General features: G+C 72.3%; 21 protein-coding genes. 10 read left to right on the top strand and 11 right to left on the bottom strand.

All coding sequences use genetic code 11. The features are described 5' to 3' along the window. Together WJM96_RS12335 and WJM96_RS12330 are read right to left on the bottom strand one after the other, a co-directional pair. Nucleotides 1–1,020: an NAD-dependent epimerase/dehydratase family protein gene (locus tag WJM96_RS12335; RefSeq protein ID WP_424812790.1), complete on the bottom strand. Its 1,020-nt coding sequence runs from the start codon at nucleotides 1,018–1,020 to the stop codon at nucleotides 1–3. 122 nt (nucleotides 1,021–1,142) lie between these two features. Beyond that, on the bottom strand, nucleotides 1,143–2,066 hold the full coding sequence (locus tag WJM96_RS12330; RefSeq protein ID WP_424812789.1) for a DUF2125 domain-containing protein: 924 nt from the start codon (nucleotides 2,064–2,066) through the stop codon (nucleotides 1,143–1,145). Nucleotides 2,067–2,116: 50 nt separating this feature from the next. Here WJM96_RS12330 and WJM96_RS12325 point away from each other — a divergent pair, with 50 nt between their 5' ends. Genes WJM96_RS12325 through WJM96_RS12315 form a run of 3 tightly spaced genes read left to right on the top strand, consistent with a single transcriptional unit; the run spans nucleotide 2,117 to nucleotide 5,332 of the window. Further along, nucleotides 2,117–2,686 (top strand): gamma-glutamylcyclotransferase, encoded by a 570-nt coding sequence (locus tag WJM96_RS12325; protein ID WP_424812788.1) that lies wholly within the window; start codon nucleotides 2,117–2,119, stop codon nucleotides 2,684–2,686. Nucleotides 2,687–2,743: 57 nt separating this feature from the next. Beyond that, nucleotides 2,744–4,372, top strand: coding sequence for a benzoylformate decarboxylase (mdlC, locus tag WJM96_RS12320; protein ID WP_424812787.1), 1,629 nt, complete (start codon nucleotides 2,744–2,746; stop codon nucleotides 4,370–4,372). Continuing rightward, nucleotides 4,373–5,332 carry a Bug family tripartite tricarboxylate transporter substrate binding protein gene (locus WJM96_RS12315; protein WP_424812786.1) on the top strand — a complete coding sequence of 320 codons (960 nt, stop codon included), beginning with the start codon at nucleotides 4,373–4,375 and terminating at the stop codon, nucleotides 5,330–5,332. A gap of 6 nt (nucleotides 5,333–5,338) precedes the next feature. Here WJM96_RS12315 and WJM96_RS12310 read toward each other — a convergent pair whose 3' ends face one another. From WJM96_RS12310 to pxpB, 3 genes are all read right to left on the bottom strand, one after another. Beyond that, on the bottom strand, nucleotides 5,339–6,388 hold the full coding sequence (locus WJM96_RS12310) for an LLM class flavin-dependent oxidoreductase (RefSeq protein WP_424812785.1): 1,050 nt from the start codon (nucleotides 6,386–6,388) through the stop codon (nucleotides 5,339–5,341). Between the two features lie 92 nt (nucleotides 6,389–6,480). Then, nucleotides 6,481–7,407 carry a biotin-dependent carboxyltransferase family protein gene (locus WJM96_RS12305; protein ID WP_424812784.1) on the bottom strand — a complete coding sequence of 309 codons (927 nt, stop codon included), beginning with the start codon at nucleotides 7,405–7,407 and terminating at the stop codon, nucleotides 6,481–6,483. Then, nucleotides 7,404–8,117 (bottom strand): 5-oxoprolinase subunit PxpB, encoded by a 714-nt coding sequence (gene pxpB, locus WJM96_RS12300; RefSeq protein WP_424812783.1) that lies wholly within the window; start codon nucleotides 8,115–8,117, stop codon nucleotides 7,404–7,406. Before pxpB ends, WJM96_RS12305 begins: the two co-directional genes overlap by 4 nt. A gap of 57 nt (nucleotides 8,118–8,174) precedes the next feature. Here pxpB and WJM96_RS12295 point away from each other — a divergent pair, with 57 nt between their 5' ends. From WJM96_RS12295 to WJM96_RS12270, 6 genes are all read left to right on the top strand, one after another. Then, complete coding sequence (locus WJM96_RS12295) at nucleotides 8,175–8,948, top strand: LamB/YcsF family protein (protein WP_424812782.1); 774 nt, start codon at nucleotides 8,175–8,177, stop codon at nucleotides 8,946–8,948. A gap of 51 nt (nucleotides 8,949–8,999) precedes the next feature. Further along, entirely contained in the window at nucleotides 9,000–9,329 is a 330-nt protein-coding gene (locus tag WJM96_RS12290; RefSeq protein ID WP_424812781.1) for a hypothetical protein, read from the top strand. A 61-nt stretch (nucleotides 9,330–9,390) separates the two neighbouring features. Further along, nucleotides 9,391–11,040, top strand: a complete 1,650-nt coding sequence (locus WJM96_RS12285) for an efflux RND transporter periplasmic adaptor subunit (protein WP_424812780.1) — start codon at nucleotides 9,391–9,393, stop codon at nucleotides 11,038–11,040. Continuing rightward, nucleotides 11,040–14,171: an efflux RND transporter permease subunit gene (locus WJM96_RS12280; protein ID WP_424812779.1), complete on the top strand. Its 3,132-nt coding sequence runs from the start codon at nucleotides 11,040–11,042 to the stop codon at nucleotides 14,169–14,171. The genes WJM96_RS12285 and WJM96_RS12280 overlap by 1 nt, the downstream gene beginning before the upstream one ends. A gap of 11 nt (nucleotides 14,172–14,182) precedes the next feature. Next, the gene (locus WJM96_RS12275; RefSeq protein WP_424812778.1) at nucleotides 14,183–14,554 is read left to right on the top strand and encodes a hypothetical protein; all 372 of its coding nucleotides are present in this window, start codon (nucleotides 14,183–14,185) and stop codon (nucleotides 14,552–14,554) included. Nucleotides 14,555–14,638: 84 nt separating this feature from the next. Next, nucleotides 14,639–15,874: a diguanylate cyclase gene (locus tag WJM96_RS12270; protein WP_424812777.1), complete on the top strand. Its 1,236-nt coding sequence runs from the start codon at nucleotides 14,639–14,641 to the stop codon at nucleotides 15,872–15,874. Between the two features lie 4 nt (nucleotides 15,875–15,878). Here the strand turns inward: WJM96_RS12270 and pcaB are convergent, their stop codons facing one another. Genes pcaB through WJM96_RS12240 form a run of 6 tightly spaced genes read right to left on the bottom strand, consistent with a single transcriptional unit; the run spans nucleotide 15,879 to nucleotide 21,342 of the window. Beyond that, on the bottom strand, nucleotides 15,879–17,225 hold the full coding sequence (pcaB, locus tag WJM96_RS12265) for a 3-carboxy-cis,cis-muconate cycloisomerase (RefSeq protein WP_424812776.1): 1,347 nt from the start codon (nucleotides 17,223–17,225) through the stop codon (nucleotides 15,879–15,881). Between the two features lies 1 nt (nucleotide 17,226). Then, on the bottom strand, nucleotides 17,227–17,760 hold the full coding sequence (gene pcaG / locus WJM96_RS12260; RefSeq protein WP_424812775.1) for a protocatechuate 3,4-dioxygenase subunit alpha: 534 nt from the start codon (nucleotides 17,758–17,760) through the stop codon (nucleotides 17,227–17,229). After that, nucleotides 17,757–18,470 (bottom strand): protocatechuate 3,4-dioxygenase subunit beta, encoded by a 714-nt coding sequence (pcaH, locus tag WJM96_RS12255; RefSeq protein ID WP_424812774.1) that lies wholly within the window; start codon nucleotides 18,468–18,470, stop codon nucleotides 17,757–17,759. The genes pcaG and pcaH overlap by 4 nt, the downstream gene beginning before the upstream one ends. A 9-nt stretch (nucleotides 18,471–18,479) precedes the next feature. Continuing rightward, nucleotides 18,480–19,802, bottom strand: a complete 1,323-nt coding sequence (locus tag WJM96_RS12250; RefSeq protein WP_424812773.1) for a TRAP transporter large permease — start codon at nucleotides 19,800–19,802, stop codon at nucleotides 18,480–18,482. Then, nucleotides 19,802–20,284 carry a TRAP transporter small permease gene (locus WJM96_RS12245; protein ID WP_424812772.1) on the bottom strand — a complete coding sequence of 161 codons (483 nt, stop codon included), beginning with the start codon at nucleotides 20,282–20,284 and terminating at the stop codon, nucleotides 19,802–19,804. Before WJM96_RS12245 ends, WJM96_RS12250 begins: the two co-directional genes overlap by 1 nt. A 2-nt stretch (nucleotides 20,285–20,286) precedes the next feature. After that, on the bottom strand, nucleotides 20,287–21,342 hold the full coding sequence (locus tag WJM96_RS12240; protein WP_424812771.1) for a TRAP transporter substrate-binding protein: 1,056 nt from the start codon (nucleotides 21,340–21,342) through the stop codon (nucleotides 20,287–20,289). A gap of 110 nt (nucleotides 21,343–21,452) precedes the next feature. Here WJM96_RS12240 and WJM96_RS12235 point away from each other — a divergent pair, with 110 nt between their 5' ends. Further along, nucleotides 21,453–21,767 carry a hypothetical protein gene (locus tag WJM96_RS12235; protein WP_424812770.1) on the top strand — a complete coding sequence of 105 codons (315 nt, stop codon included), beginning with the start codon at nucleotides 21,453–21,455 and terminating at the stop codon, nucleotides 21,765–21,767. Nucleotides 21,768–21,796 lie beyond the last annotated feature (29 nt).

Raw genomic sequence — 21,796 nt, 5'->3', positions numbered from 1 at the left:
TCAGCCCTCGTGTCGTTCCCGCGCCTCGTTGCCCTTGAGCCAGCGGATCAGCCGGCCCAGGCCCTCGCGCATGTCCACCTCGGGCTTCCAGCCGATGGTGGCGTGCGCCTTCTCGTGCGCGATGCGGAAGGCGCCGCCCGAGGTGAGGCGCACCTTGCCCGGCGTGTCGCCCACGAAGACCGGCGCGGGGCCGCCGCCCGCGAGCTCCGTCACCAGCGCGACGAGCTGCTTCGTGCTCACCGGCTCGGGGCCCGAGCAGTTGACGGCGACGTTGCTGGCCGCGCTCTCGAAGGCCATCCGGTTGGCGCGCGCGAGGTCGCCCACATAGACGAAGTGCTTGGTCTCGCTGCCGTCGCCGAAGATCTCCGGCGGCTCGCCCTTCGCGAGCTTCTCCAGCGTCTCGATGATGTAGAGCGCATTGGCCGCGCGGTGGTGCTGCCGCTCGCCATAGACGGTCGAGTAGCGCAGCACGACATGCGGCAGGCCGCGCTTCATCGTGTAGGTGCGGCAGAGCTGCTCGCCGATGATCTTGGTGGCGCCGTAGAGGATGGCGGCCGGCGGCGCGCCCTCCGAGAAGAAGGGCGTGGTTTCCACCAGGTCGCCCTTGATGCCGGGGCCGTAGCCGTAGACCGCGTTGGAGGAGGCGAAGACCACCTTCTTCACGCCGCGCGTCACGGCCGCCTCCAGCGCGTTCTGCACGCCGCGGATATTGACGTCGAGGCCGCCCCAGGGGTCGCGGTCCATGTTCAGCGTCATGTAGGCGGCCAGCAGCAGCGCGCCGTCCATGCCCTCCATGGCGGAGAGCAGGTCGGCGATGCGCATCACGTCGCCGCGGACGATCTTGAGGCGCGGATTGTCCTTGAGATGCGCGACGGCCGTCTCGGCCCCCATCGAGAAATTGTCGAACAGGCGGACCTCGGCCGCGCCGGCATCCAGAAGCTCGGCCGCCGTGGCGGAGCCGACGAGGCTGCCGCCGCCGATGATGATGAATCGTCCGCCTGCGATGGGCACCGAGGCCATGCGCTTCCCTCCGGGTCTTGTTCTTCCCGGAGCATGGAACGCCGCCGCCTGTTCAGCAACTCACCGGCAGCGTGATCGCGGGATTCAGACCTCCGGCGCGTTCGCGCTTCCTGTCATCCCGCTCACCGCCAGGCGATCGCGGGCAATGTCGTGATGGGAAGGCGCGCGGCGGTGAGGCGGCGGCCGCGCAGCTCGAGCGGTGCCTCCACGCGCGGCGGCCCGCCCTCCGGCGGCACCCGCGCAGCGAGCCCGAGCACCGTGCGCAGCAGCGGCGCCTGGTTGGGCGCGACGAAGCCCGCCTCGGTCATCAGCGTCACGGCTTCCTGCACGCCCGTCAGCGTCAGGATGCCGCGGCCCTCGGGCTGCAGCTGCTGGTCCAGCGTCAGCGTCGCGCTCAGCATCGCGATCACCTCGCCGGTGCGGAACTCGGCGCGCTCCACGCTCAGCGCGCCGCCCGAATCGCGCCAGGCGGCGAGAGAGGAGGCGGGCGGGCGCGTCAGCCGGCCGGTGACATGAACCGTGTCGAAGCGCGGCAGGCCCGTCACCGCCATCTGGTCGGCGCGCGCGTTGACCTGCGCGTTGAAGATCTCGACGGAAACGCGGCGCATGCTGGTCGTCTCGCCGAGGCGGAGGTCCTCGCCCTCCAGCGTGCCGCCCTGGCCGTCGAGCCGGAAGCGCAGGCTCAGCTCCTTCTGCTGGATGGGCGTGATGCCTTGCGGATGTGTGAAGCTCTGGGCGCCCTCCAGCGTGAGGCGCAGCTGGCCCGGATCCTGCGGGTAGAGGCCGAGCACCGCGCGCTCGGCCCGCCAACCGAAGCCCGCCGGACTGTCCACGCGCATGCCGTCGAAGCGCAGCGCGGCCGCGAAGGGAAAGCCGGTGCGGACGGGCGGCGGCACCCGGATGCGCCAGCCCTCGGCCGTGCGGGCGCGGATCCAGTTGGCGGATTCCGCCTCCAGCCGTGTCGTGGCCTCGTTCCAGATCCACCAGGCGCCGCCCGCGGCGACACCCAGCAACAGTACGAAATAGGCCAACCATTTTTTCGCCATGCGAAAGGGATTAGAGAGGGGCTGACAGGTTTCGCAAGGGTGGTTCCGGGGTGTCGTCCCTGCCTTTGGATGCCGACGGGCATCTCTATGTCTTCGCCTATGGCTCGCTGATCTGGCGGCCGGACTTCGTCCATCTGGGGCAGGAGAGCGCGGTGCTGCGGGGCTATCATCGCCGCTTCTGCCTCACCTCCCGCCATTATCGCGGCACGCCGGAGACTCCGGGCCTGGTGCTGGGCCTCGATCGCGGCGGCACCTGCCGGGGCGTCGCCTTCCGCGTCTGCCCGGACGCCGCGCCCGAGGTGCTGGATTACCTGGAGGCGCGCGAGAACGTGAATGGCGAGATGGTCTACGACCGCCGCCTGCTGCCGCTGCGCCTCGGCTCGGGCCGCGAGGTGCGCGGCATCGCCTATGTCGCGAACCGCAGCCATCCTGCCTATTGCCGCCCCTGCGAGGCCAGCACGGCCGAGACCATCGCGCGCGGGCGGGGGCAGGCGGGGACGAATCTCGACTACCTGCTCAACACCGCGCGGCAGCTCGCCTCCATGGGGCTGCGCGATTCCCGGCTGGAGCGGCTGGTGAAGCTCGCCACGGCGGAAGTGACTTGCGGGCAGCCGGCCTGACGCCTTAACCCTGGGTTGCAACGGCGCCGTCCGAGCGCCGCCACCCAGGGAGCGCAAATGCCGCACGGTCACGCCGATACCAGCACAGGCCTCGTCACGGTCCGGGAGGCTGTCTTCGCGCTGATGCGCGAGCTGGGCATGACGACCGTCTTCGGCAATCCGGGCTCGACCGAGCTGCCCTTCCTGGACCGCTGGCCGGAGGATTTCCGCTACGTGCTCGGCCTGCAGGAATCCTGCGCCGTCGGCATGGCGGACGGCTATGCCCGCGCCACCGGCCGCGCCGGCTTCTGCAACCTGCATTCGGCGGTGGGCGTGGGGCATGCGGCGGGCAACATCTTCACCGCCTTCCGCAACCAGACGCCGCTGGTGATCACGGTGGGCCAGCAGGCGCGGCCGCTGCTGCCGCTCAACCCCTTCCTGGGCGCCACCGAGGCCGCGAACTTCCCGCGCCCCTACGTCAAATGGAGCATCGAGCCCGCCCGCGCCGAGGACGTGCCCGCCGCCATCGCCCATGCCCACCACATCGCCATGCAGCGCCCGCGCGGGCCGACGCTGGTGAGCATCCCGATGGACGACTGGTCCGTGCTGACGCGCCCCGTGCGCCCCCGCCGCGTGGCGAGCGAGATGGCCCCCGACCCGGCCCTGCTGGACCTCATGGCCGAGGGGCTCTCCCGCGCGCAGCGCCCCGTGCTGGTCGCCGGCCCCGAGGTGGACCAGGAGGGCGCGGGACCCGCGCTCGTCGCGCTCGCGGAACATCTGCGCGCGCCCGTGCTGGCCAGCCCCTTCGCCAACCGCATTTCCTTCCCCGAGGATCATCCGCTCTTCGCGGGCTTCCTGGCGGCCGCCCCCGGCGCGGTGGCGCAGGGGCTCGCGGGCTACGACTGCATCGCCGTGATCGGCGCGCCGGTCTTCACCTTCCATGTCGTCGGCGAATGCGGCGTCTTCCACGACGGCACGCCGATCTTCCAGCTGACCCATGACGGCGAGGCTGCCGCCGCCGCCCCGGCGGGCACGGCGATCCTGGGCTCGATGCGGCTCGGCCTTCTCGCGCTGCTCGGCAGGCTCGGCGCCGCCGCCACGCGCGCCGCGCCGCCGCCGCGCGCGAAGCCGCCCGCGCCCGAGGCCGGCGCGCCGCTCAAGGCCGAATACCTCTTCGCCACCCTGCGCCGGCTGATGCCGGAGGGCGCCATCGTGGTGGAGGAAGCGCCCTCGCACCGCCCGGCCTTGCAGGCGCACCTGCCCATCACGCGCTGGGGCGGGTTCCACACCATGGCCAGCGGCGGGCTCGGCTACTCGCTGCCGGCGGCGGTCGGCGTCGCGCTGGGCGAGGCGGGGACGCGCATCGTCGCCGTCATCGGCGACGGCTCCATGATGTATTCCATCCAGGCGATCTGGAACGCGGCGCAACTCGGCCTGCCCATCACCATCGTCGTGGTGAACAACGCCGGCTATGGCGCCATGCGCAGCTTCAGCCGCGTGCTGGGGGTCGAGGGCGCGCCGGGCATCGACCTGCCGGGCATCGGCTTCGTGGACCTCGCCCGCGGCATGGGCTGCGCGGGGCGCCGCGTGGAGACGGCCGGCGAGCTGGAGGAGGCGCTGGCCGAATCCTTCGCCAGCCCGGCCCCGCGCCTGATCGACGTGGTGGTCGACCACGCCATTCCCCACCTCTACCACAAGGCGAAGTAGATGCTGCGGAGAACGCTCCTCGCCTCGCTGGCGATCCCGGCCCTGGCGCATGCCCAAGGCGCCTGGCCCTCGCGCCCGCTGCGCATCGTCGTGCCCTTCCCGCCGGGCGGGCTCGCGGACCTGCTGGCGCGGCCGCTGGCGGTGCGGCTGCAGACGGCGCTGGGCCAGCCCGTGGTGGTGGAGAACCGGCCCGGCGCGGGCGGCAATATCGGCGCGGATGCCGTCGCGAAGGCGGCGCCCGATGGCTACACGTGGCTGCTGGGCTCCATCGGGCCGCTGGCGGCGAACCAGTTCCTCTTCGCCTCCATGCCCTACGACACGCGCACCGCCTTCGCGCCCACCGCGCTGCTGGTGAACACGCCCAAGGTCATCGTGGTGAACAAGGACCGCCCCTGGCGCAGCCTGGGCGAGCTGATCGCCGCCGCGAAGGCGGCGCCGGACTCGCTGCGCGCGGGCTCGGCGGGGAATGGCAGTTCCCTGCATATCGCGATCGAGCTCCTGAAGCAGCAGAGCGGCGCGGCCATCACCCATGTTCCCTATCGCGGCGCGGCCCCGGCGGTGACGGACCTCGTCTCCGGCCAGATCGACCTGATGATCGACAACCTGCCCAATATCCTGCCGCAGATCCGCGAGGGCGGGGTGCGTGCGCTGGCGGTGGCGACGCCCGAGCGCCTGCCGCAGATCCCCAACGTGCCGACGACGGCCGAGGCCGGCCTTCCCAGCTTCATCTTCGGCACCTGGTTCGGCCTGGCCGCGCCCGCGCGCACGCCGGCCGAGATCGTCTCGCGCATGGCCTCGGCCGTGGATGCGGCGCTGCGCGAGCCCGAGATCGGCGGGCGCCTGGCGGAGCAGGGGGCCGTGGTCGGCGGCGGCACGCCCGAGGCTTTCGCGAGCTTCATCGCCGCGCAGACCGCCTCGCTGGAAGGCGTGATCCGCGCGGCGAAAATCCGCGCGGATTGAGCGCGGCTAGGCCGCCAGCGCTTCCTGCTCGGCGCTGCGGCGCAGGGCCGGCAGCACGTCGCGGCCCAGCCGCTCGACCGCGGCCAGCACCTGGGCCTGCGGCAGGCCGGAGAAGCCGCAATACATGCTGATATGCGAGGGTCGCAGCACCTTCACGTCGTGCGAGAGGATGCGCGTCACCTTTTCCACGCTGCCGATGGGCGTGTTCTCCAGCAGCCAGTCGATGCTCGGCTCGCCCTCGAAGGGGACGGAATGCATGCGCACGCCGTCGCGCGGCGGCACCGGCACGCGCAGCGAGAGCGTGGTGCGCGCGAGCTTCAGCAGGCCCTCGGCGGCGCGGCGCTGCTCGGAAGGGTCGTCGGTCACGAAGATGTAGCGCTGCAGGCCGAGGGGGATGTCGCGCCCGGTGAAGCCGCCGGCGCGGTAACCTTCCTCGGCCTTCGCCTTCAGGGGCAGCGCCATCTCGGCGGTGCGGACGCCCTGGCTGACCAGCAGCGTGGCGCCCGTGCGGCCCGCGCGCTCCAGCAGGCTGCCGGCGGCCCCGGCGAGGTAGATCGGCGGCAGGCCCGGCGCGATGCAGATGGGCGAGTCCGGGTAGGAGTAGTGCTTGCCCTGGTGGTTCACGCGGCCCGTCGTCAGGCCCTGCACCAGGATGTCCCATTCCTCGTGCATCGCGTCCGAGCGGGAGGCGTGGTCGATGCCGTAGCTGTTGAACTCGTGGAACTGGTGGCCGGTCGCGATGCCGAGGTTGAGCCGCCCGCCGCAGGCCAGCTGCGCGAAGCCGATTTCCTGCACGGCGCGCAGGGGGTTGTGCAGCGGCAGCACCACGACGCCGGTGCCGAGGCGGATGCGCTTCGTGATGGCCGCGCAATGCGTGACCATGAGCAGCGGGTTCGGGCAGATCGAGGCGCTGGTGAAGTGATGCTCGGCGAACCAGGTGGCGTCGAAGCCGATCTCGTCGGCGAGCTGGACGGCGGCCGCCGTCATCGCGAAGACCTGCTCGGGCGTCTCCTGGTCGTGGTTGAGCGACATCAGGTTGAACAGCGCCAGTTCCATGCGGGATCTCCGGTGATTTCGCGATCAGATTTTCGCGACGCAGCATAGCAAGATGCGGGCCGCGCCGTATGCGCCGCCCAGCGGCCTAACCGCTATGCCTCCCGCAGCAGGGCTTCGAGCCCGGCCATGGCGGATTCCAGCCGGGCGAGGGCGACCCGTGCCTGTTCCGGCGCCACCGCCTCGAAGCGCAGCACCGTGCCCGGCACGGATTGGCCGAGCCGATGGAGATCCGCCGTGATGACGGTCGCGATCTTGGGATAGCCGCCGGTCGTGTGCCGGTCCGGCAGCAGGACGATGGGCTGGCCGTTGCCGGGCACCTGCAGGCAGCCGGTGGCATTGCCGTCCGAGGCGATCTCGGGCGCGCCGGAATGGGTAAGCAAGGGCCCGGAGAGGCGCAGGCCCATCCGGTCCGCCTCGGTCGTGACCGAGAAGGCGGCCGAGAGCAGGGCGTCGATCGCGCCCTCGGTGAAATGCCCCGCTTGCGGGCCGAGGATGACGCGCAGCGGCCGGTCCCGCCCGGCGGGCACGGGATGCGGCAGCGCGCGCTCCCGCCGGCGGGGCGCGGCGGAAAGCGCCAGCGGCAGCACGTCGCCGGGCTGGAGCCGCCCGCCGTGCAGCCCCCCGAAACCGGCCCGGGTGTAGGTGGAGAGGCTGCCCAGCACGGGCTTGAGCGCGAAGCCGCCCTCGACGGCCAGATAGAGCGCCCCGCCCGCGATGCGTCCGATGCGGAGCGTCTCGCCCCGCCGCAGCGTGCGGCTGCGGAGCAGCGGCAGCTCCGAGGCCGCATCGGCGCCGGCCAGGGCCACGCGCACGCTCTCGGCCTCGACCTCCAGCGTGCCGCCGAAGCGGCACATCTCCAGCGCCGCCATGCCGGGCGGGTTGCCCAGGATCATGTTGGCCGTGCGCAGCGAGACCGGGTCGAGCGCGCCCGAGGGCGGCACGCCGAGCCGCTGGTGCCCGTGCCGGCCGAGATCCTGCACCGTGGTGAAGAGGCCGCCCTCGAGAATGCGGAGGCTCATGCGCGGCAGAGCTCCACCGGGTCGGCGCCCGCGCGGAACTCGGCGTCCAGGCGGCGGAATTCGGCGGGCGGAATGGGGCGGAAGGCGATGGCGTCGCCGGCCGCGACCAGCGCGGGCCGCGCCTCGCGCAGCGGGTCGAAGAGCGGCACGGGCGTGCGGCCCAGGATGTGCCAGCCGCCGGGCACCGTCGCGGGATAGATCGCGGTGAACTCGTTCGCGATGCCCAGCGACCCGCCGGGCACCGCGACGCGCGGCGTGGTCCGGCGCGGCAGGCGCAGCCGCGCATCGAGGCCGGCGAGATAGGGGTAGCCCGGGTACCCGCCCACCATGGCCGCGTGGTAGCGCCCGCCCGCATGGATGGCGACGATCTCCGCCTCGCTCAGCGACAGCCGCGCGGCGAGGTCGGCGAGGTCGGGCGCGTATTCGCCCTCGTAGCAGATGGGCAGCGACCAGGCGGCGCCGGCCGCGTCCGCGGCCCCGGCGGGCGGCAGGGATTCCAGCAGCGCGGTGAGCCGCCGCAGGCTGAGGCGCTGCGGGTCGTAGTGGATGAGCAGCGCCCTGAGGCTCGGCACGCATTCGGTGATGCCGGGCTCGGCCAGCGCGGCGAGCTGCCGGTCCAGCGCCTGCGCGCGCCCTGCCGCCTCCGGCGAATAGGCCTCGGCGAAGACGACCGAGAGCGCGGCATCGCCGACGGGGAGGAGTTGAGGCATCGCGGCATCCTGCCCGGCGGAATTGCCGCCACCAAGCCCCCGCGCCATCATCGCGCGATGGTTGCGATCTCCCTCAACGCCGATCTCGGCGAAAGCTTCGGCCCCTGGAAGATGGGCGACGACGCCGCGCTTCTGCCGCTCATCAACAGCGCGAGCCTCGCCTGCGGCTTTCATGCGGGCGACCCGGAGATCATGGCGGCAACGGTGAAGCTGGCGCTGGGCGCCGGGGCGAGCATTGGCGCGCATCCGGGCTTCCCGGACCTGCAGGGCTTCGGGCGGCGCGCCATGCGCATGGGCGCAGGCGAGGTGGAGGCGATGGTGGCCTACCAGGTCGGCGCGCTCGCGGGCACCGCGGCGCTGCACGGCGGCAAGGTCACGCATGTGAAGCCGCACGGCATGCTCAACACCATCGCGAGCGGCGACGCGGCGCTCGCCCAGGCCATCGCGAAGGCCGCGCGCGCCATCGGCCGGGACATGATCCTCGTGGCGCTTCCGGGCACGGAGCTGGAGAGGGCAGGCCGCGCCGCCGGGCTGCCCGTGGCGCTGGAAGGCTATGCCGACCGCCTCTACGAGCCGGACGGCACGCTCAGCTCCCGCAGCCTGCCGGACGCCGTGCACCACGACGTCGCGGTGATCCGCGAGCAGGCGCTGCGCCTGATGCTGGCGGGCGAGGTGATCGCGCGCGGCGGCGTTCGCATCAAGCTCCAGGTCCAGACGCTCTGCCTGCATGGCGACGAGCCCGATGCGGTGGAAGCCGCCCGCCAGGTGCGCGCGGGGTTGCTGGCCGGGGGCGCGAAGCTGCTGCCCCTGCCGGAGATGACATTTCCGTGAGGTGTTGACCGCGATCCCGGTCGCGCGATACCCCATTACCCGATGGTCCTGATGCGCCTTCATGGAATCGCCCGGCGGGTCCTGCCCGTGCTGATGGTGGCGCTGCTGTGGACCATGGCTCCCCATGCCCATGCGCTGGAGGTCCAGGAGGCCGGCATCCACATGCCGTCCGGCCCGGACAGGCATGACAGCACCAGCAAGGCCTCGCCCTGCGGCGTGGATTGCACGGCGTGCCATCCGGCGGCCCTGCCGCCGCTGGGTCTCGAGCCGCATCCCTCCTTCGCCTCCCTGCGGCTCGGCACGCCGCCGGAAGCGCCGTTCTGCCTCGGGCAAGCCGGGGATACGCCGCAAAGACCCCCCAGGCCGGCCGCGACCGCCTGAGCGCGGGGCCTCCGGGCCGCCGCGCTGTCTTTCCGCGTCGCGTTCCTCCGAAGGCCCTGCCATGTTCCATCGCCTGCTCCGCCCGGCCGCCCTGGCCTGCGCGCTGATCCTTTCCACGCCCGTGCTGGCCCATGAGGGCCATGACGAGGCCGCCGCCGCCTCGGCCCCTGCGCGGCCGCGCGTGGCCGTCCATACCGAGCTGTACGAGCTGGTCGCCGTGCGCGAGGCGCCTGACCGCCTGCGCATCTGGCTCGATCTCTTCGCGGACAACGCGCCCGTCGCGGATGCGCGCATCCGCGCGACCCTGGGCGACGCGACGCTGGAGGCCGGGGCGCAGCCCGACGGGACCTACCTGCTGGCCGACGAGCGGCTGGCCGCCACCGGCTCCCCCTTCGAATTCGTCTTCGACGTCTCGGCCCGCGCGGGCGACGACCTGATCGTCGCGACGCTGCCCGCCCTGCCGCCACCCGACCCGCATCACGGCCCGCAGGAGAATGCCTGGCTGGAGGCGGTGGAATGGGCGGCGCACCGGCCCTGGTTCCCCATCGGCGGCGGCGCCGTCGCGGGCTTCGCGCTGGCGCTGCTGCTGCGCCCCCGCCGCCGGCGCGTGGCGGTGGGCTTGGCGCTGCTCGTCGCCATGCCCGCCCAGGCCGGGCCGGGACACGACCCCGGGCCGGAGCCCGCCGCCGCCTCCACCGCCGCCATCGATACGCCGCAGCGTCTCCCCGACGGCAGCGTCTTCCTGCCCAAGGTCAGCCAGCGCCTGCTGGAGCTGCGCACCGTCACGCTCCGCGACGAGGAGGCGCGCCGCGCGGTGACGCTCGTCGGCCGCGTGGTGGCGGACCCCAATCGCGGCGGCCTCGCGCAGAGCATTGCCGGCGGCCGCGTGGCGCCGCCGGAGGGCGGGCTGCCGCGCCTCGGCCAGCAGGTCCGGCGCGGCGACATCCTCGCGCTGGTCGAGCCGCCGCTGCCCATCGCGGACCGCACCACCATCGCCGAGCGCACGGGCGAGATCGACCAGCTCATCGCGGGCGCGGAGGCGCGGCTGACGCGCGCCCGCTCGCTCGTCGCGAGCGGCGCCGGCACGCGCGTCCAGGTGGTGGATACCGAGATCGAGCTCGAGGGCCTGCGCCGCCGCCGCGCCCTCATCGGCCAGACCCGCGTGGAGCCCGAGGCCATCCGCGCGCCGGCCGACGGCATCATCGCCGTCGCGCGCGTCGTCGCCGGGCAGGTGGTGCAGGCGCAGGACGTGCTGTTCCAGATCCTCGACCCCGGCGGCCTCTGGGTGGAGGCGCTGGTCTATGGGCCGGACGCCGCGCGGCTGGAGGTGCAGGACGCCACGGCCGCCGTCGGCGCCGGCGAGCCCATGCGCCTGACCCTGCAGGGCTTCGGCCAGGCGCTGCAGCAGCAGGCCATCCTCGTGCAGTTCCGCGTGGAGGACCCCCCGCCGGGCCTGGCGCTCGGCCAGCCCGTGCGCGTCGTGGCGCGGCTGGCGGAGAATCTGCGCGGCCTGGTGCTGCCGCGCGCCGCCGTGGTCCGCGCGGCCAATGGCGAGAGCATCGTCTGGCGCCATGTGGAGCCCGAGAGCTTCGTCGCCGCCCCTGTCCGCGTGGAGCCGGTGGATGCCGCCCGCGTCCTCGTCGCCTCCGGCCTTTCGGCCGGCGAGCGCGTGGTGGTGCAGGGCGCCGGCCTCGTGAACCAGATCCGCTGATGTTCGCCGCCCTCGTCTCCGCGAGCCTGCGGAACCGCCTGGTCGTCCTCGCCGCGTTCCTGGTCCTGATGGGCTATGGCGCGCATGTCCTGCCGCGCCTGCCGGTGGACGTCTTCCCCGACCTCAACCGCCCCACCGTCACGCTGCTGACGGAAGCCGAGGGCCTGGCGCCCGAGGAGGTAGAGCGCCTCGTCTCCTTCCCCATCGAGACGGCGATGAACGGCATGCCGGGCGTGGCCCGCGTGCGCTCCGTCTCCTCCGTCGCGCTCTCCATCGTCTACGTCGAGTTCGGCTGGTCGGCGGACCTCTACCGCAGCCGCCAGATGGTGGCCGAGCGGCTCTCGCTCGTGCGCGCCGCGCTGCCGGCCGGGCTGAACCCGGTGATGGGCCCCGTCAGCTCCATCATGGGCGAGATCATGCTCGTCGCCATCACCGCCTCGGCCGCGACGCCGATGGAGGTGCGCGAGGCCGCCGACTTCGCCATCCGCCCGCGCCTGCTCGCCGTGCCGGGCGTGGCGCAGGTCATCCCCATCGGGGGCGAGGTGCGGCAGTACCGCGTGACGCCGGACCCGGCGGCGATGCAGGCGCTCGACATCGGACCGGCGCAGATCGAGGCGGCGGTGGCGCGCTTCGGCGCCAATACCGGCGGCGGCTTCGTGGACCAGCAGGGGCGGGAATACCTCATCCGCAACCTCGGCCTCACGCGGCGGCTGGAGGATCTGCGCGACACGCCCGTCGCGCTGCGCGTGGGCCAGGCCGCGCCCATCCTCCTGCACCAGGTGGCCGCGGTGGAGTTCGCCGCCCGTCCCCGGCGCGGCGATGCCGGCTTCATGGGCGCGCCCGCCGTCATCGTCGGCGTGCAGAAGCAGCCCGGCGCCGACACCATCGCCGTGACGCGCGAGGTCGAGGCCGCGCTGGCCGAGATCCAGCGCGGCCTGCCCGCCGGCATGGACGCGACGCGCGTGCAGTTCCGCCAGGCCGACTTCATCGCGACCTCCATCCGCAACGTGGAGACGGTGCTGATCGAGGCAGCGGCGGTCGTCACGCTCGTGCTCATCCTGTTCCTGCTGGATGCGCGCGCGACGGCGATCTCGCTCACCGCCATCCCGGTCTCGGTGCTCGCGACGGTGGTGGTGTTCCACCTCGCGGGGCTGACCATCAACACCATGACGCTGGGCGGCATGGCGATCGCGATCGGCGAGCTGGTGGACGACGCGGTGGTGGACGTGGAGAACATCCTGCGCCGCCTGCGCGAGAACGCCGCGCTGCCCGCGCCGCGCCCGGTGCTGGAGGTGGTGGCGGCGGCGAGCCAGGAGGTGCGCTCGGGCATCGTCTACGCGACGCTGATCGTGGTGCTGGTTTTCGTGCCGCTCTTCGCGCTGCCGGGCATCGAGGGGCGTCTCTTCGCACCGCTCGGCGTCGCCTACATCGTGGCGATCCTGGCCAGCCTCGTGGTCTCGGTGACGCTGACGCCCGTGCTCTCCTACTGGCTGCTGGGCCGCCGCCGCGCCCGGCACCGCGGCGACGGCTGGGTCCTGCGCGCCATGAAGCGGCTGAACCGCGCGGGGGTGCTGGGCGCCATGGCGCGGCCGCGGCTGGTCTACGGCACGGCGATGGTCATGTTCGGCATGGCCGTCTGGGGCGCCTGGATGCTGCCCCGCGCCTTCCTGCCCGCCTTCAACGAGGGCACGGTCCTCGCCACGCTCTCCTTCCGGCCCGGCATCTCCCTGCCGGAATCGAGCCGCCTCGGCACCCTCGCCGAAGGGCTGGTGGCGGAGGTGCCGGAGGTGATCTCCGTCGGCCGCCGCACCGGCCGCGCCGAGCTCGACGAGCATGCCGAGGGCGTGCATGTCAGCGAGCTCGACGTGGCGCTCCGCCGCTCCGCGCGGGGGCGGGAGGAGATCCTGGCCGATATCCGCGCGCGCCTCGCGCCGCTGCCGGTGCAGCTCAATCTCGGCCAGCCCATCCAGCACCGGCTGGACCACATGCTCTCGGGCGTCAGGGCCGAGATCGCGGTGAAGGTCTTCGGGCCCGACCTCGACACGCTCGGCATGCTGGCCGAGCGGCTGCGCGGGGATTTCGCGCGTATCCCGGGCCTGGTGGACCTGCAGGTGGAACGCCAGGTCCGCATCCCGCAGCTGCGCGTGGTGCCGGACTACGCGCAGGCCTCGCTCTACGGCATCACGCCCGCCGCGCTGAACACGGCGCTGGAGGGGCTCTCCAACGGGCGCGTCGTCTCGCAGATCGTGGACGGGCTGCGGCGCTTCGACGTGGTGGTGCGCCTCGCCGACCGCGACCGCACCACCGAGGGGCTGGGCGACCTGCTGGTCGCGACGCCGGGCGGCTTCCTGCCGCTGCGCCTCATCGCCTCGGTCGAGGAGGTGGACGGGCCGAACCAGGTGCTGCGCGAGGCCGGGCAGCGGCGCATGGTCGTCTCCGGCAACACGGACGGCGTGCGGGACGGCGCCTCCATCGTGCGCGACATGCGCGCGATCCTCGCGGATTCCACGCTGCCGCAGGGATATTCGGTCGTGATCGAGGGCAATACCCAGGCGCAGGCCGAGGCCATGCGGCGGATCGGCCTGCTCTCGCTCGCCTCGCTCGCGCTGGTCTTCGTGGTGCTGCTCTCGCGCTACCGCTCGGCGGCTCTGGCGCTCATCGTCATGGGCAACATCCCGCTGGCGCTGACGGGCAGCGTGGCGGCGCTCTGGCTTTTCGGCCTGCCGCTCTCGGTGGCGTCCATGGTGGGCTTCATCACGCTGGCCGGCATCAGCGCGCGCAACGGCATCCTGAAGGTCAGCCACACGCTGAACCTCGCGCTCTTCGAGGGCGAGCGCTGGGGCAGGCGCCTCATCCTGCGCGGCAGCGAGGAGCGCGTGGCTCCGGTGCTGATGACGGCGCTTTCCGCCGGCCTCGCGCTGACGCCGCTGCTCTTCGGCGCGGGCGAGCCGGGGCGCGAGATCCTGCATCCCGTCGCGGTGACGATCTTCGGCGGGCTCATCAGCGCGACGCTGCTGGACGCCGTGCTGACACCGCTGCTCATCCGCCGCTTCGGGCGCCGCGCGCTGGAGCGGCTGGCGGCCGGGCAAGCGGAGACCCGGAACCCTCACGCGGCCCTGGCCGCCTTTTGACGGAGCGATCCATGAATTTCCCGCGACGCATCCTTCCCGCCGCGCTGCTTCTGGCGGCCGCGCCCGTGTCGGCGCAGCCCGCGCGCGGGCCGAATGGCGGCGTGCTGGCCTCCGAGCACGGGCATGTCTACGAGCTCGTCATTTCGGGCACGACGGCCACCATGTTCCTCATGGACGGCTCGCAGCCCATGAGCAGCCGGGGCGCCCAGGGCAGGCTCATGGTGCAGTCCGGCGGCCAGACGTCCCACGTCACCCTGCGCGCGGTGGCGCCGAACAGGCTGGAGGGCACGCTCGCGGCCGCGCCGGGCGCCGGCGCCCGGGTGGTGTTCACCGCGCAGCTCGGCGATGGGCACCGGCTGCAGGGGCGCTTCGTGCTGGAGTGATGCGCCCGGCCGGGGGCATGTCGTCGTTTCCGGGATTTGACGCTAAGTCCCGGAGGGATACGACCATGAAGTGGACGACGGAATTTGGCTGGCTCTCTTCTGCTGCTGACCCAGGCTTTCCTTTATTTCGGTGTCATGACGGCGCTGCTGCGGTTCCGGCGCGGATTCGGGATCGGGGTCTTCGTCTGTGCCCTCGGCGTGATGCACTTTCTCGAGACCTATCTCGCGGCCGTCTTCTTCATCGAGTTGCCCTTCGGCCTCATCTCCCCCGGCTCGACCGTGATGTTCAGCGGCAAGCTGGCGATGATCCTGCTGCTCTACATCATCGAGGACAGCGAGACCGTTCGCCAGCCGATCTATGGCCTGCTGATCGGCAATGCGCTCATGGTCGGCCTGGTGCTGCTGCTGCGCTTCTACGAGCCCGCCTCCGGCCTCTCGCACCTGGGGCCGGACCTCGTGCTGATCGACCATGTCGGCGTGCTGATGGTCTGGGGCACGACGCTGCTCTTCCTCGACAGCCTCGCGATCGTGCTGGTCTACGAGGCGCTGTCCCGCCGATGGCCCGGGCACACCTTCCTGCCGATGCTGCTGAGCCTGACGGCGGTGCTGACCTTCGACCAGATCGCCTTCTTCACGGGACTCCACATCGTGGCGGGGACGCCGGCGGCGGCGCTGTTCGGCGGCTGGGTCGCGAAGATGGGCGCCTCGCTGTGCTTCACGCTGATGGCCGCCTTCTACCTGCGCTGGGTGGAGCGGCCGCCGGCCGGGCATGAGGGGTCCGGGACGGCCCAGCTCTTCGGCAAGCTGACTTACCGCCACCGCTACGAGGCCCTGCTGAGCGCCAGCCGGACCGACCCGCTGACCGGCGCGTTCAACCGGCGGCATTTCGAGACGGCGGCCCCCGCGCGCCTCGCCCGCGCCATCGCGGAGGGCGGTTCGCTGAGCCTCGCGCTCGTGGACATCGACCATTTCAAGCAGGTCAACGACACGCAGGGACACCAGGCCGGCGACCTGGCGCTCAAGCGCGTCGTGAACGCGCTCCTGGCTTCGATCCGGCCGAGCGACGAGGTCTTCCGCTATGGCGGCGACGAATTCGTGATCCTCTCCGGCGGCCTCGCCGAGGAGGACCTGCCGCGCTACGCGGAGCGGCTGCGGCGGGCGGTGGCGGGAAGCGGGGGAGCGTCCCAGCCGCTCACGGCCTCCATCGGCATCGCCAGCTTTCCCGCCGATGCCGCGACCTTCGATGCCCTGCTGCGGAAGGCCGACATGCGGCTCTACGAGGCGAAGGACCTGGGCCGGGACCGCGCCGTCGGCGGCTGACGCGTCAGCGCAGCCGTTCCAGCACCTGGTCCACGAAGCGCAGCGCGCTGCCGAGGTAGTTCTCCGGATTGCACATGGCCGCGATCCGGGCCCGGTCCACGCGGGCCGTCACCTCCTGCTCGCGCTCCAGCGCCTGGGCGAGCGGGATGCCCTCGGCGATGGCCACGTCGCAGGCGTGGTTCACCACGTGATGCGCCTCGCCACGGCCGAGCACGGGGGCGAGCTCCATCATCACCTGCTCGGCCGCGATAAGGCCGCCGGTGGAGGCCAGGTTCTTCAGCATGCGCGCCGGGTCCACCACCAGCCCTTCCGCGAGGAAGCGGGCCTGGGCCAGCGCGCCGTGCGTGAGGTTGAAGGCCTGGCCGATGGCCAGCAGCTCGGTCTGCCAGGGGCCGGTGCCGCGCTCCTGGTCCTGCGCCATCGCGCTCAGCATCTGCGGCACCAGCGCGTGCACGCCGCGCGACTGGGCGATGATGTACTCGCAGGAGATCGGGTTGCGCTTCTGCGGCATGGTGGAGCTGCCGCCGCGCCCGGTCACGTGCGGCTCGTTCACCTCCGCGACCTCGGTCTGCATGAGCAGGATGACGTCGGTCGCGATCTTGGAGAGCGCCCCGCAGACGAGGCCGAGGAAGTTCACCGCCTCGCAGAAGCCGTCCCGCGCGACATGCCAGGGGATGTCGGGGCAGGCGAGGCCGAGCTCGCGCGCCAGCTCCTTCTGGACCGCGATGCCCTGCTCGCCGAGCGAGGCGAGCGTGCCCGCGGCGCCGCCGAACTGCAGGCGCTCCACGCGCGGGCGCATCTGGTCCAGCCGCTCCAGCATGGTGATGAGCGGCGAGAGCCAGACCGCGACCTTGTAGCCGAAGGTGACGGGCAGGGCGTGCTGCAGATGTGTGCGACCGGCCATGATGGTGCCGCGATGCCGGCGCGCGAGCTGGCCGAGCGCGGCATTCACCTCCACGAGCTCGGCGCGCAGCAGGGCGAGGCCCTGGCGCATCTGGAGCACGACGGCGGTGTCCATGATGTCCTGGGTGGTGGCGCCCCAATGCGTCCAGCGGCCCGCATCCGGGCCGGCGGCGGCGGTGAGCTGCTTCACGAGGCCGACCACCGGATAGCCGGTATTGCGCGTGGCGGCGCCGAGCGCCTCGAAGTCGAGCTTCTCCACCAGCGCGGCGCTGGTGATGGCGGCCGCGGCTTCCGGCGGCACGATGCCCAGGCGCGCCTGCGCGCGGGCCAGCGCGGCCTCGGTGTCCAGCATGCGCTGGAGGAAGGCGCGCTCGCTCATGGCCGCGCGCATGGCGTCGGTGCCGTAGAGCACGCCCATCACGGGGGAGTCGGCGGGATTCACGGGCATGTCAGATATCCAGGAAAACGGTTTCCGCCCCGCCCTGCAGGCGGATGTCGAGCTGCCAGGTGGCGGGCGCCACCGGCGTCGCGATCATGGTGCAGCGGCGCTCGGCCGGCACGAGGGCGAGGAGCGGGTCGCTCTCGTTCAGCGGCTCGTCGGCGAAGTAGAGGCGGGTGGTGAGGTGCTGCAGCAGGCCGCGCGCGAAGATGCTGACCTGCACATGCGGCGCCTGCAGCGTGTTGCCGCGGCCGGGCACCGCGCCGGGCTTCAGCGTGGTGAAGCGGAAGCGCCCCTCGGCATCGGTGGCGCAGCGGCCGAAGCCCTGGAAGGCACCGTCGTAATGGCCCTGCGGGTCGGCGTGCCAGATCTCGATCATCGCATCGGTGACGAGCGCGCCGTCGCCATCCGTCACGGTGCCCTGGAGCGTGATGCGCTCACCCTGCGCGCCCGCATTGGGGCCGTCCTCGCGCAGCAGGTCAGCCCATTCGGGGAAGTCGATGAGGTGCCAGTACGGGCCGGCTGTCTGATGGGCCGTGCTCATGCGTGGTGATCGTCCTCGAAGGGCGTGGCGGCATGGCCGCGCAGCGTGATGTCGAAGCGGTAGCCGAGGGCGAATTCGGGCTTCGTGATGTCCAGGTCGAACTTGGAGACCAGGCGCTCGCGCGCCTTCTCGTCGGCCGTGGAGAGGAAGATGGGGTCGAGCGCCAGCAGCGGGTCGCCGGGGAAGTACATCTGCGTGATCAGCCGCTGCGCGAAGCCCTGGCCGAAGAGGCTGAAATGGATATGCACCGGCCGCCACGCATTGTGGTGGTTGCGCCAGGGATAGGCGCCGGGGCGGATGGTGGTGAAGCGGTACCAGCCGTCCTCGTCCGTGAAGAGGCGCGCCTGGCCCGAGAAATGCGGATCGAGCGGCGCGTCATGCTGGTCGCGCTCATGGTGGTAGCGGCCGGCGGCATTGGCCTGCCAGACCTCGACCATGCTGCCGCGCAGCGGGCGACCGTCCTCGTCCAGCACGCGGCCGGCGACGATGATGCGCTCCCCCATCGCCGCATGCCCGTCCACCACCGACATGTCGGCATGCACGGGCATGAAGCTGGGCGAGAGGCGAGGGGAGCTTGCCTCCGTCAGCGTGAAGGGCGCGCGGACCGCCTCCTGCCTCGGGGCCCGCTTGTGGGTGCTCCCATAGGCCGGGCTGTCGAGGGGCGGCTGGGTGCCTGGGAGCGCCCGCGCGTAAGGGGTGGGGTCGGACATGGGGCGATCCTACGTCAACAGTCGCACGAGCCAAAGGCTCAGCGCGGGGAAGGTCACGCAGAGGGCGAGGCGGATGAGGTCCGTGGCCAGGAAGGGCAGCACGCCCCGGTAGGTCTGGGCGATGGGAATGTTCCGCGCGATGGCGGAGATCACGAAGACATTCAGCCCGATGGGCGGCGCGGTGAGCCCGATGCCGACGACGATCAGCACCAGCATGCCGAACCAGATGGCCGTCTCCTCGCCCGTCATGCCGAAGTCGAGCGCGGTGACGACGGGGAAGAAGACGGGCAGCGTCAGCAGGATCATCGCCAGCTCGTCCATCACGGCGCCGAGGATGATGTAGGTGACCAGCAGCGCGACCAGCACGCCATAGGGCGGGAAGTCCTGCTCGGTGACCCAGAGGGCCAGCAGGTCCGGCGCCTGGGACAGCGCAAGGAAGGCGTTGAAGACCTCGGCACCCAGCAGGATGGCGAAGATCATCGCCGTGGTCTCGGCGGTGGCGAGCAGCGCGGCGCGGATCTCGGCGAAGTCCAGCGTCCGGCGCGCGAGGCCCAGCGCCAGCACGGCGATGCAGCCGACGCCGGCGGATTCGGTCGGCGTGAAGATGCCGCCATAGATGCCACCCACCACCACCACCGCGATGGCCAGCACCGGCAGCACCTGCCGGAAGGCGCGGCGGCGCTCGCCCGGCGCCAGCGGCGGCGCGGGCGGGCCGAGCTCCGGCCGCCGCCGCATCCAGAGCCAGATGGCGCCGAGGTAGAAACCCGTCGCCATCAGCCCCGGCAGGAAGGCGGCCATGAAGAGCTTGGCGACGTTCTGCTCGGTGCTGATGGCGTAGACCACCAGGATGACCGAGGGCGGGATGAGGATGCCGAGCGTCCCGCCCGCCGCGATGGTCCCGGTCGCGAAGCCCGGCGCGTAGCCGAAGCGCAGCAGCTCGGGCAGGGCCGCGCGGCCGAAGGTGGCGGTGGTGGCGACCGAGCTGCCGCAGACCGCGCCGAAGGCGGCGCAGGCGCCGATCACGCTCATGGCCAAGCCGCCGGGCCGCCGCCCCAGCACGGCATTGGCGGCGGCGAAGAGATCCCGCGCCAGGCCGCCGCGCTCGGCCAGGGCGCCCATCAATATAAAGAGTGGGATGACGCTGAGCGTGTAGCTGGCGAAGAGGTGGTAGGGCGTGGTCTTGAGGTAGTTGAACAGCGCCGCCGCATCGAGGATGTGGACATAGCCCGCCGCCCCCACCAGCAGCATGGCGAGCGCGATGGGCGCGCGCAGCGCGATCAGCAGCAGCAGCCCCGCGAAGCCGAGCGCGGCCAGCTGGAACTCAGGCGCCATCAGCCCTCGCCCCGCGCCAGGCGCGGAATCCAGGCCAGCGCCGCCAGCCCCGCCAGCGCGAAGCACAGCGCGCCGATCGCGACCGCCCACCAATAGGGCAGGGAGAGCAAGCCCATGGTCCGCATGCCGTTGGCGAAGCTGTCCACCGCGCCGCGCGCCATGCGCTCGGCGATCAGCAGCGTCGTCGCGGCCCAGGCGAGGCTCCAGAAGGCGTCCAGCACGCCGTTGGCCCGCGCGGACAGGCGCGTGGTGAAGCTGTCCACCAGGATGTTGGAGCGCATGCGGCTGCCCCAGGGCAGGAAGGCCAGCACCGCGAGGCCGGAGCCCAGCGAGACCAGCTCGAAATCGCCGCGGATGGGCTGGTTGGTCAGCCAGCGCATCAGCACGGAAAGCGTGGTGAGCAGCGCGGTCGCGAGCAGCACCAGCCCGCCCGCCACGGCGAGCGCGGCGGCAAGCCGCCCGAGGGGACCGCGCGACGGCACGCTCAGGTCACGCCCTGGCCGTACTGGGCAATCAGGGCGCGCGTCTCCTCCAGCAGCGCGCCCGCCTGGATGTTGCGCTCGGTCATGGCGCGGACCCAGTTGTCGATGACGGGCTGGGTGGTGCGGGCCCAGCGGGCGCGCTCCTCCTCCGGCAGCTCGTAGATGGCGTTGCCGCGGCGGCGCACCATGGCCTCGACCTGCGGTCCCTGCACGTCCCAGACGGGGGCGGCCATGGCGGCGGCCACCTGGCCGCTGTTCGCGTCCAGCACGGCGCGCAGGTCGGCCGGCAGGCCCTCGTACTTCGCCTTGTTCATCGCGAGCACGAAGCTCGCGGTGTAGAAGGTCGGGCTGCCGGCGATCTCGGTGTGGTTGCGCAGCGTCTCGTGCAGGCGGATGGAGGGCACGACCTCCCAAGGCACCACGGCGCCGTCGATGGCGCCCTGGGCCAGCGCCTCGGGCACCTGCGGAATGGGCAGGCCGATGGGGGCCGCGCCCAGCGCGCGCAGCGCCTCGCCCGCCTGGCGCGAGGGGAAGCGCAGCTTGAGCCCGGCCAGGTCCTCCTGCCGCTTCACCTCGCGGCGGGAATGGATCACGCCCGCATCATGCGCCCAGGCGCAGATGAGGTGCGTGTCGGCGAATTCCTGCCGGAAGCGCGTCTCGTAGAGCTGCTGCACCACGCGCGCGTTCACGCTGGCCCGCTTGTGCGCGACGAAGGGCAGCTCGATCACCTCGATGGAGGGGAAGCGGCCCGGCGTGTTGCCCGGCAGCGTCCAGATGATGTCCACCACGCCGTCGCGCGCCTGGTCGTAGAGCTGCGGCGGCGCGCCGCCGAGCTGCATGGCCGGGAAGATCTGGATGCGGATGCGCCCGCCGCTCTCGGTGCCGACCTTCTGCGCCCAGGGCTGCAGGAAGTGGCGGTGCACATTGGCGACGGCGGGCAGGAAATGGTGCAGGCGCAACGTCACTTCCTGCGCCTGGGCGCGGCGGGCGAGCCCGGGGATGGCCAGGATGGCGGGGGTGGCGAGCGCGCCCGCCAGCACCGTGCGGCGTGTGGTCATGGCTGGAAGTCTCCCGTCGATTCTTATGGCTTCCTTCTGCCCGGACGCGGCGGTTTTTGCCAGTTCTCAGCGCACGAAATCGACGATCGGGATCTCGGGGCCGCGCTCCGGTGCGAGCCCTGGAGACGGAGCTCGAAGCGCAGGCCGTCGAGCCGCCGCACACCGGCCCCGCAGAAGCCGGCGAGCGAGGGGTTTCCCTCGCCGGCCATCGACCTTCTGCCGTCACGTTCCTTTACGCCGAAGCCGCCGCGGTCCATATGGATCGCGTCGAAAATGGCAGGCCGGTATCTGGTGAGCCCCGGCCACCGTTCTTCGGAACGGTTCTTCCAGCCCTGAACGGGGCCGCGGACCTCGACGGAAGCGAGCGTATCAGCCCGCCCGTCGTTGCTGCGCCTTTTCGCCTGAAGCATCGCCGGATCGGCTGAGCGCCTCTGTCAATCACGTGCTGAGGCAC

It is taken from the genome of Roseococcus sp. YIM B11640, assembly GCF_049727625.1.
Taxonomy (GTDB): Bacteria; Pseudomonadota; Alphaproteobacteria; order Acetobacterales; family Acetobacteraceae; genus Roseococcus.
Note: the sequence above shows the minus strand (reverse complement) of the source record. Positions and strands in the feature narration are given on the sequence as shown.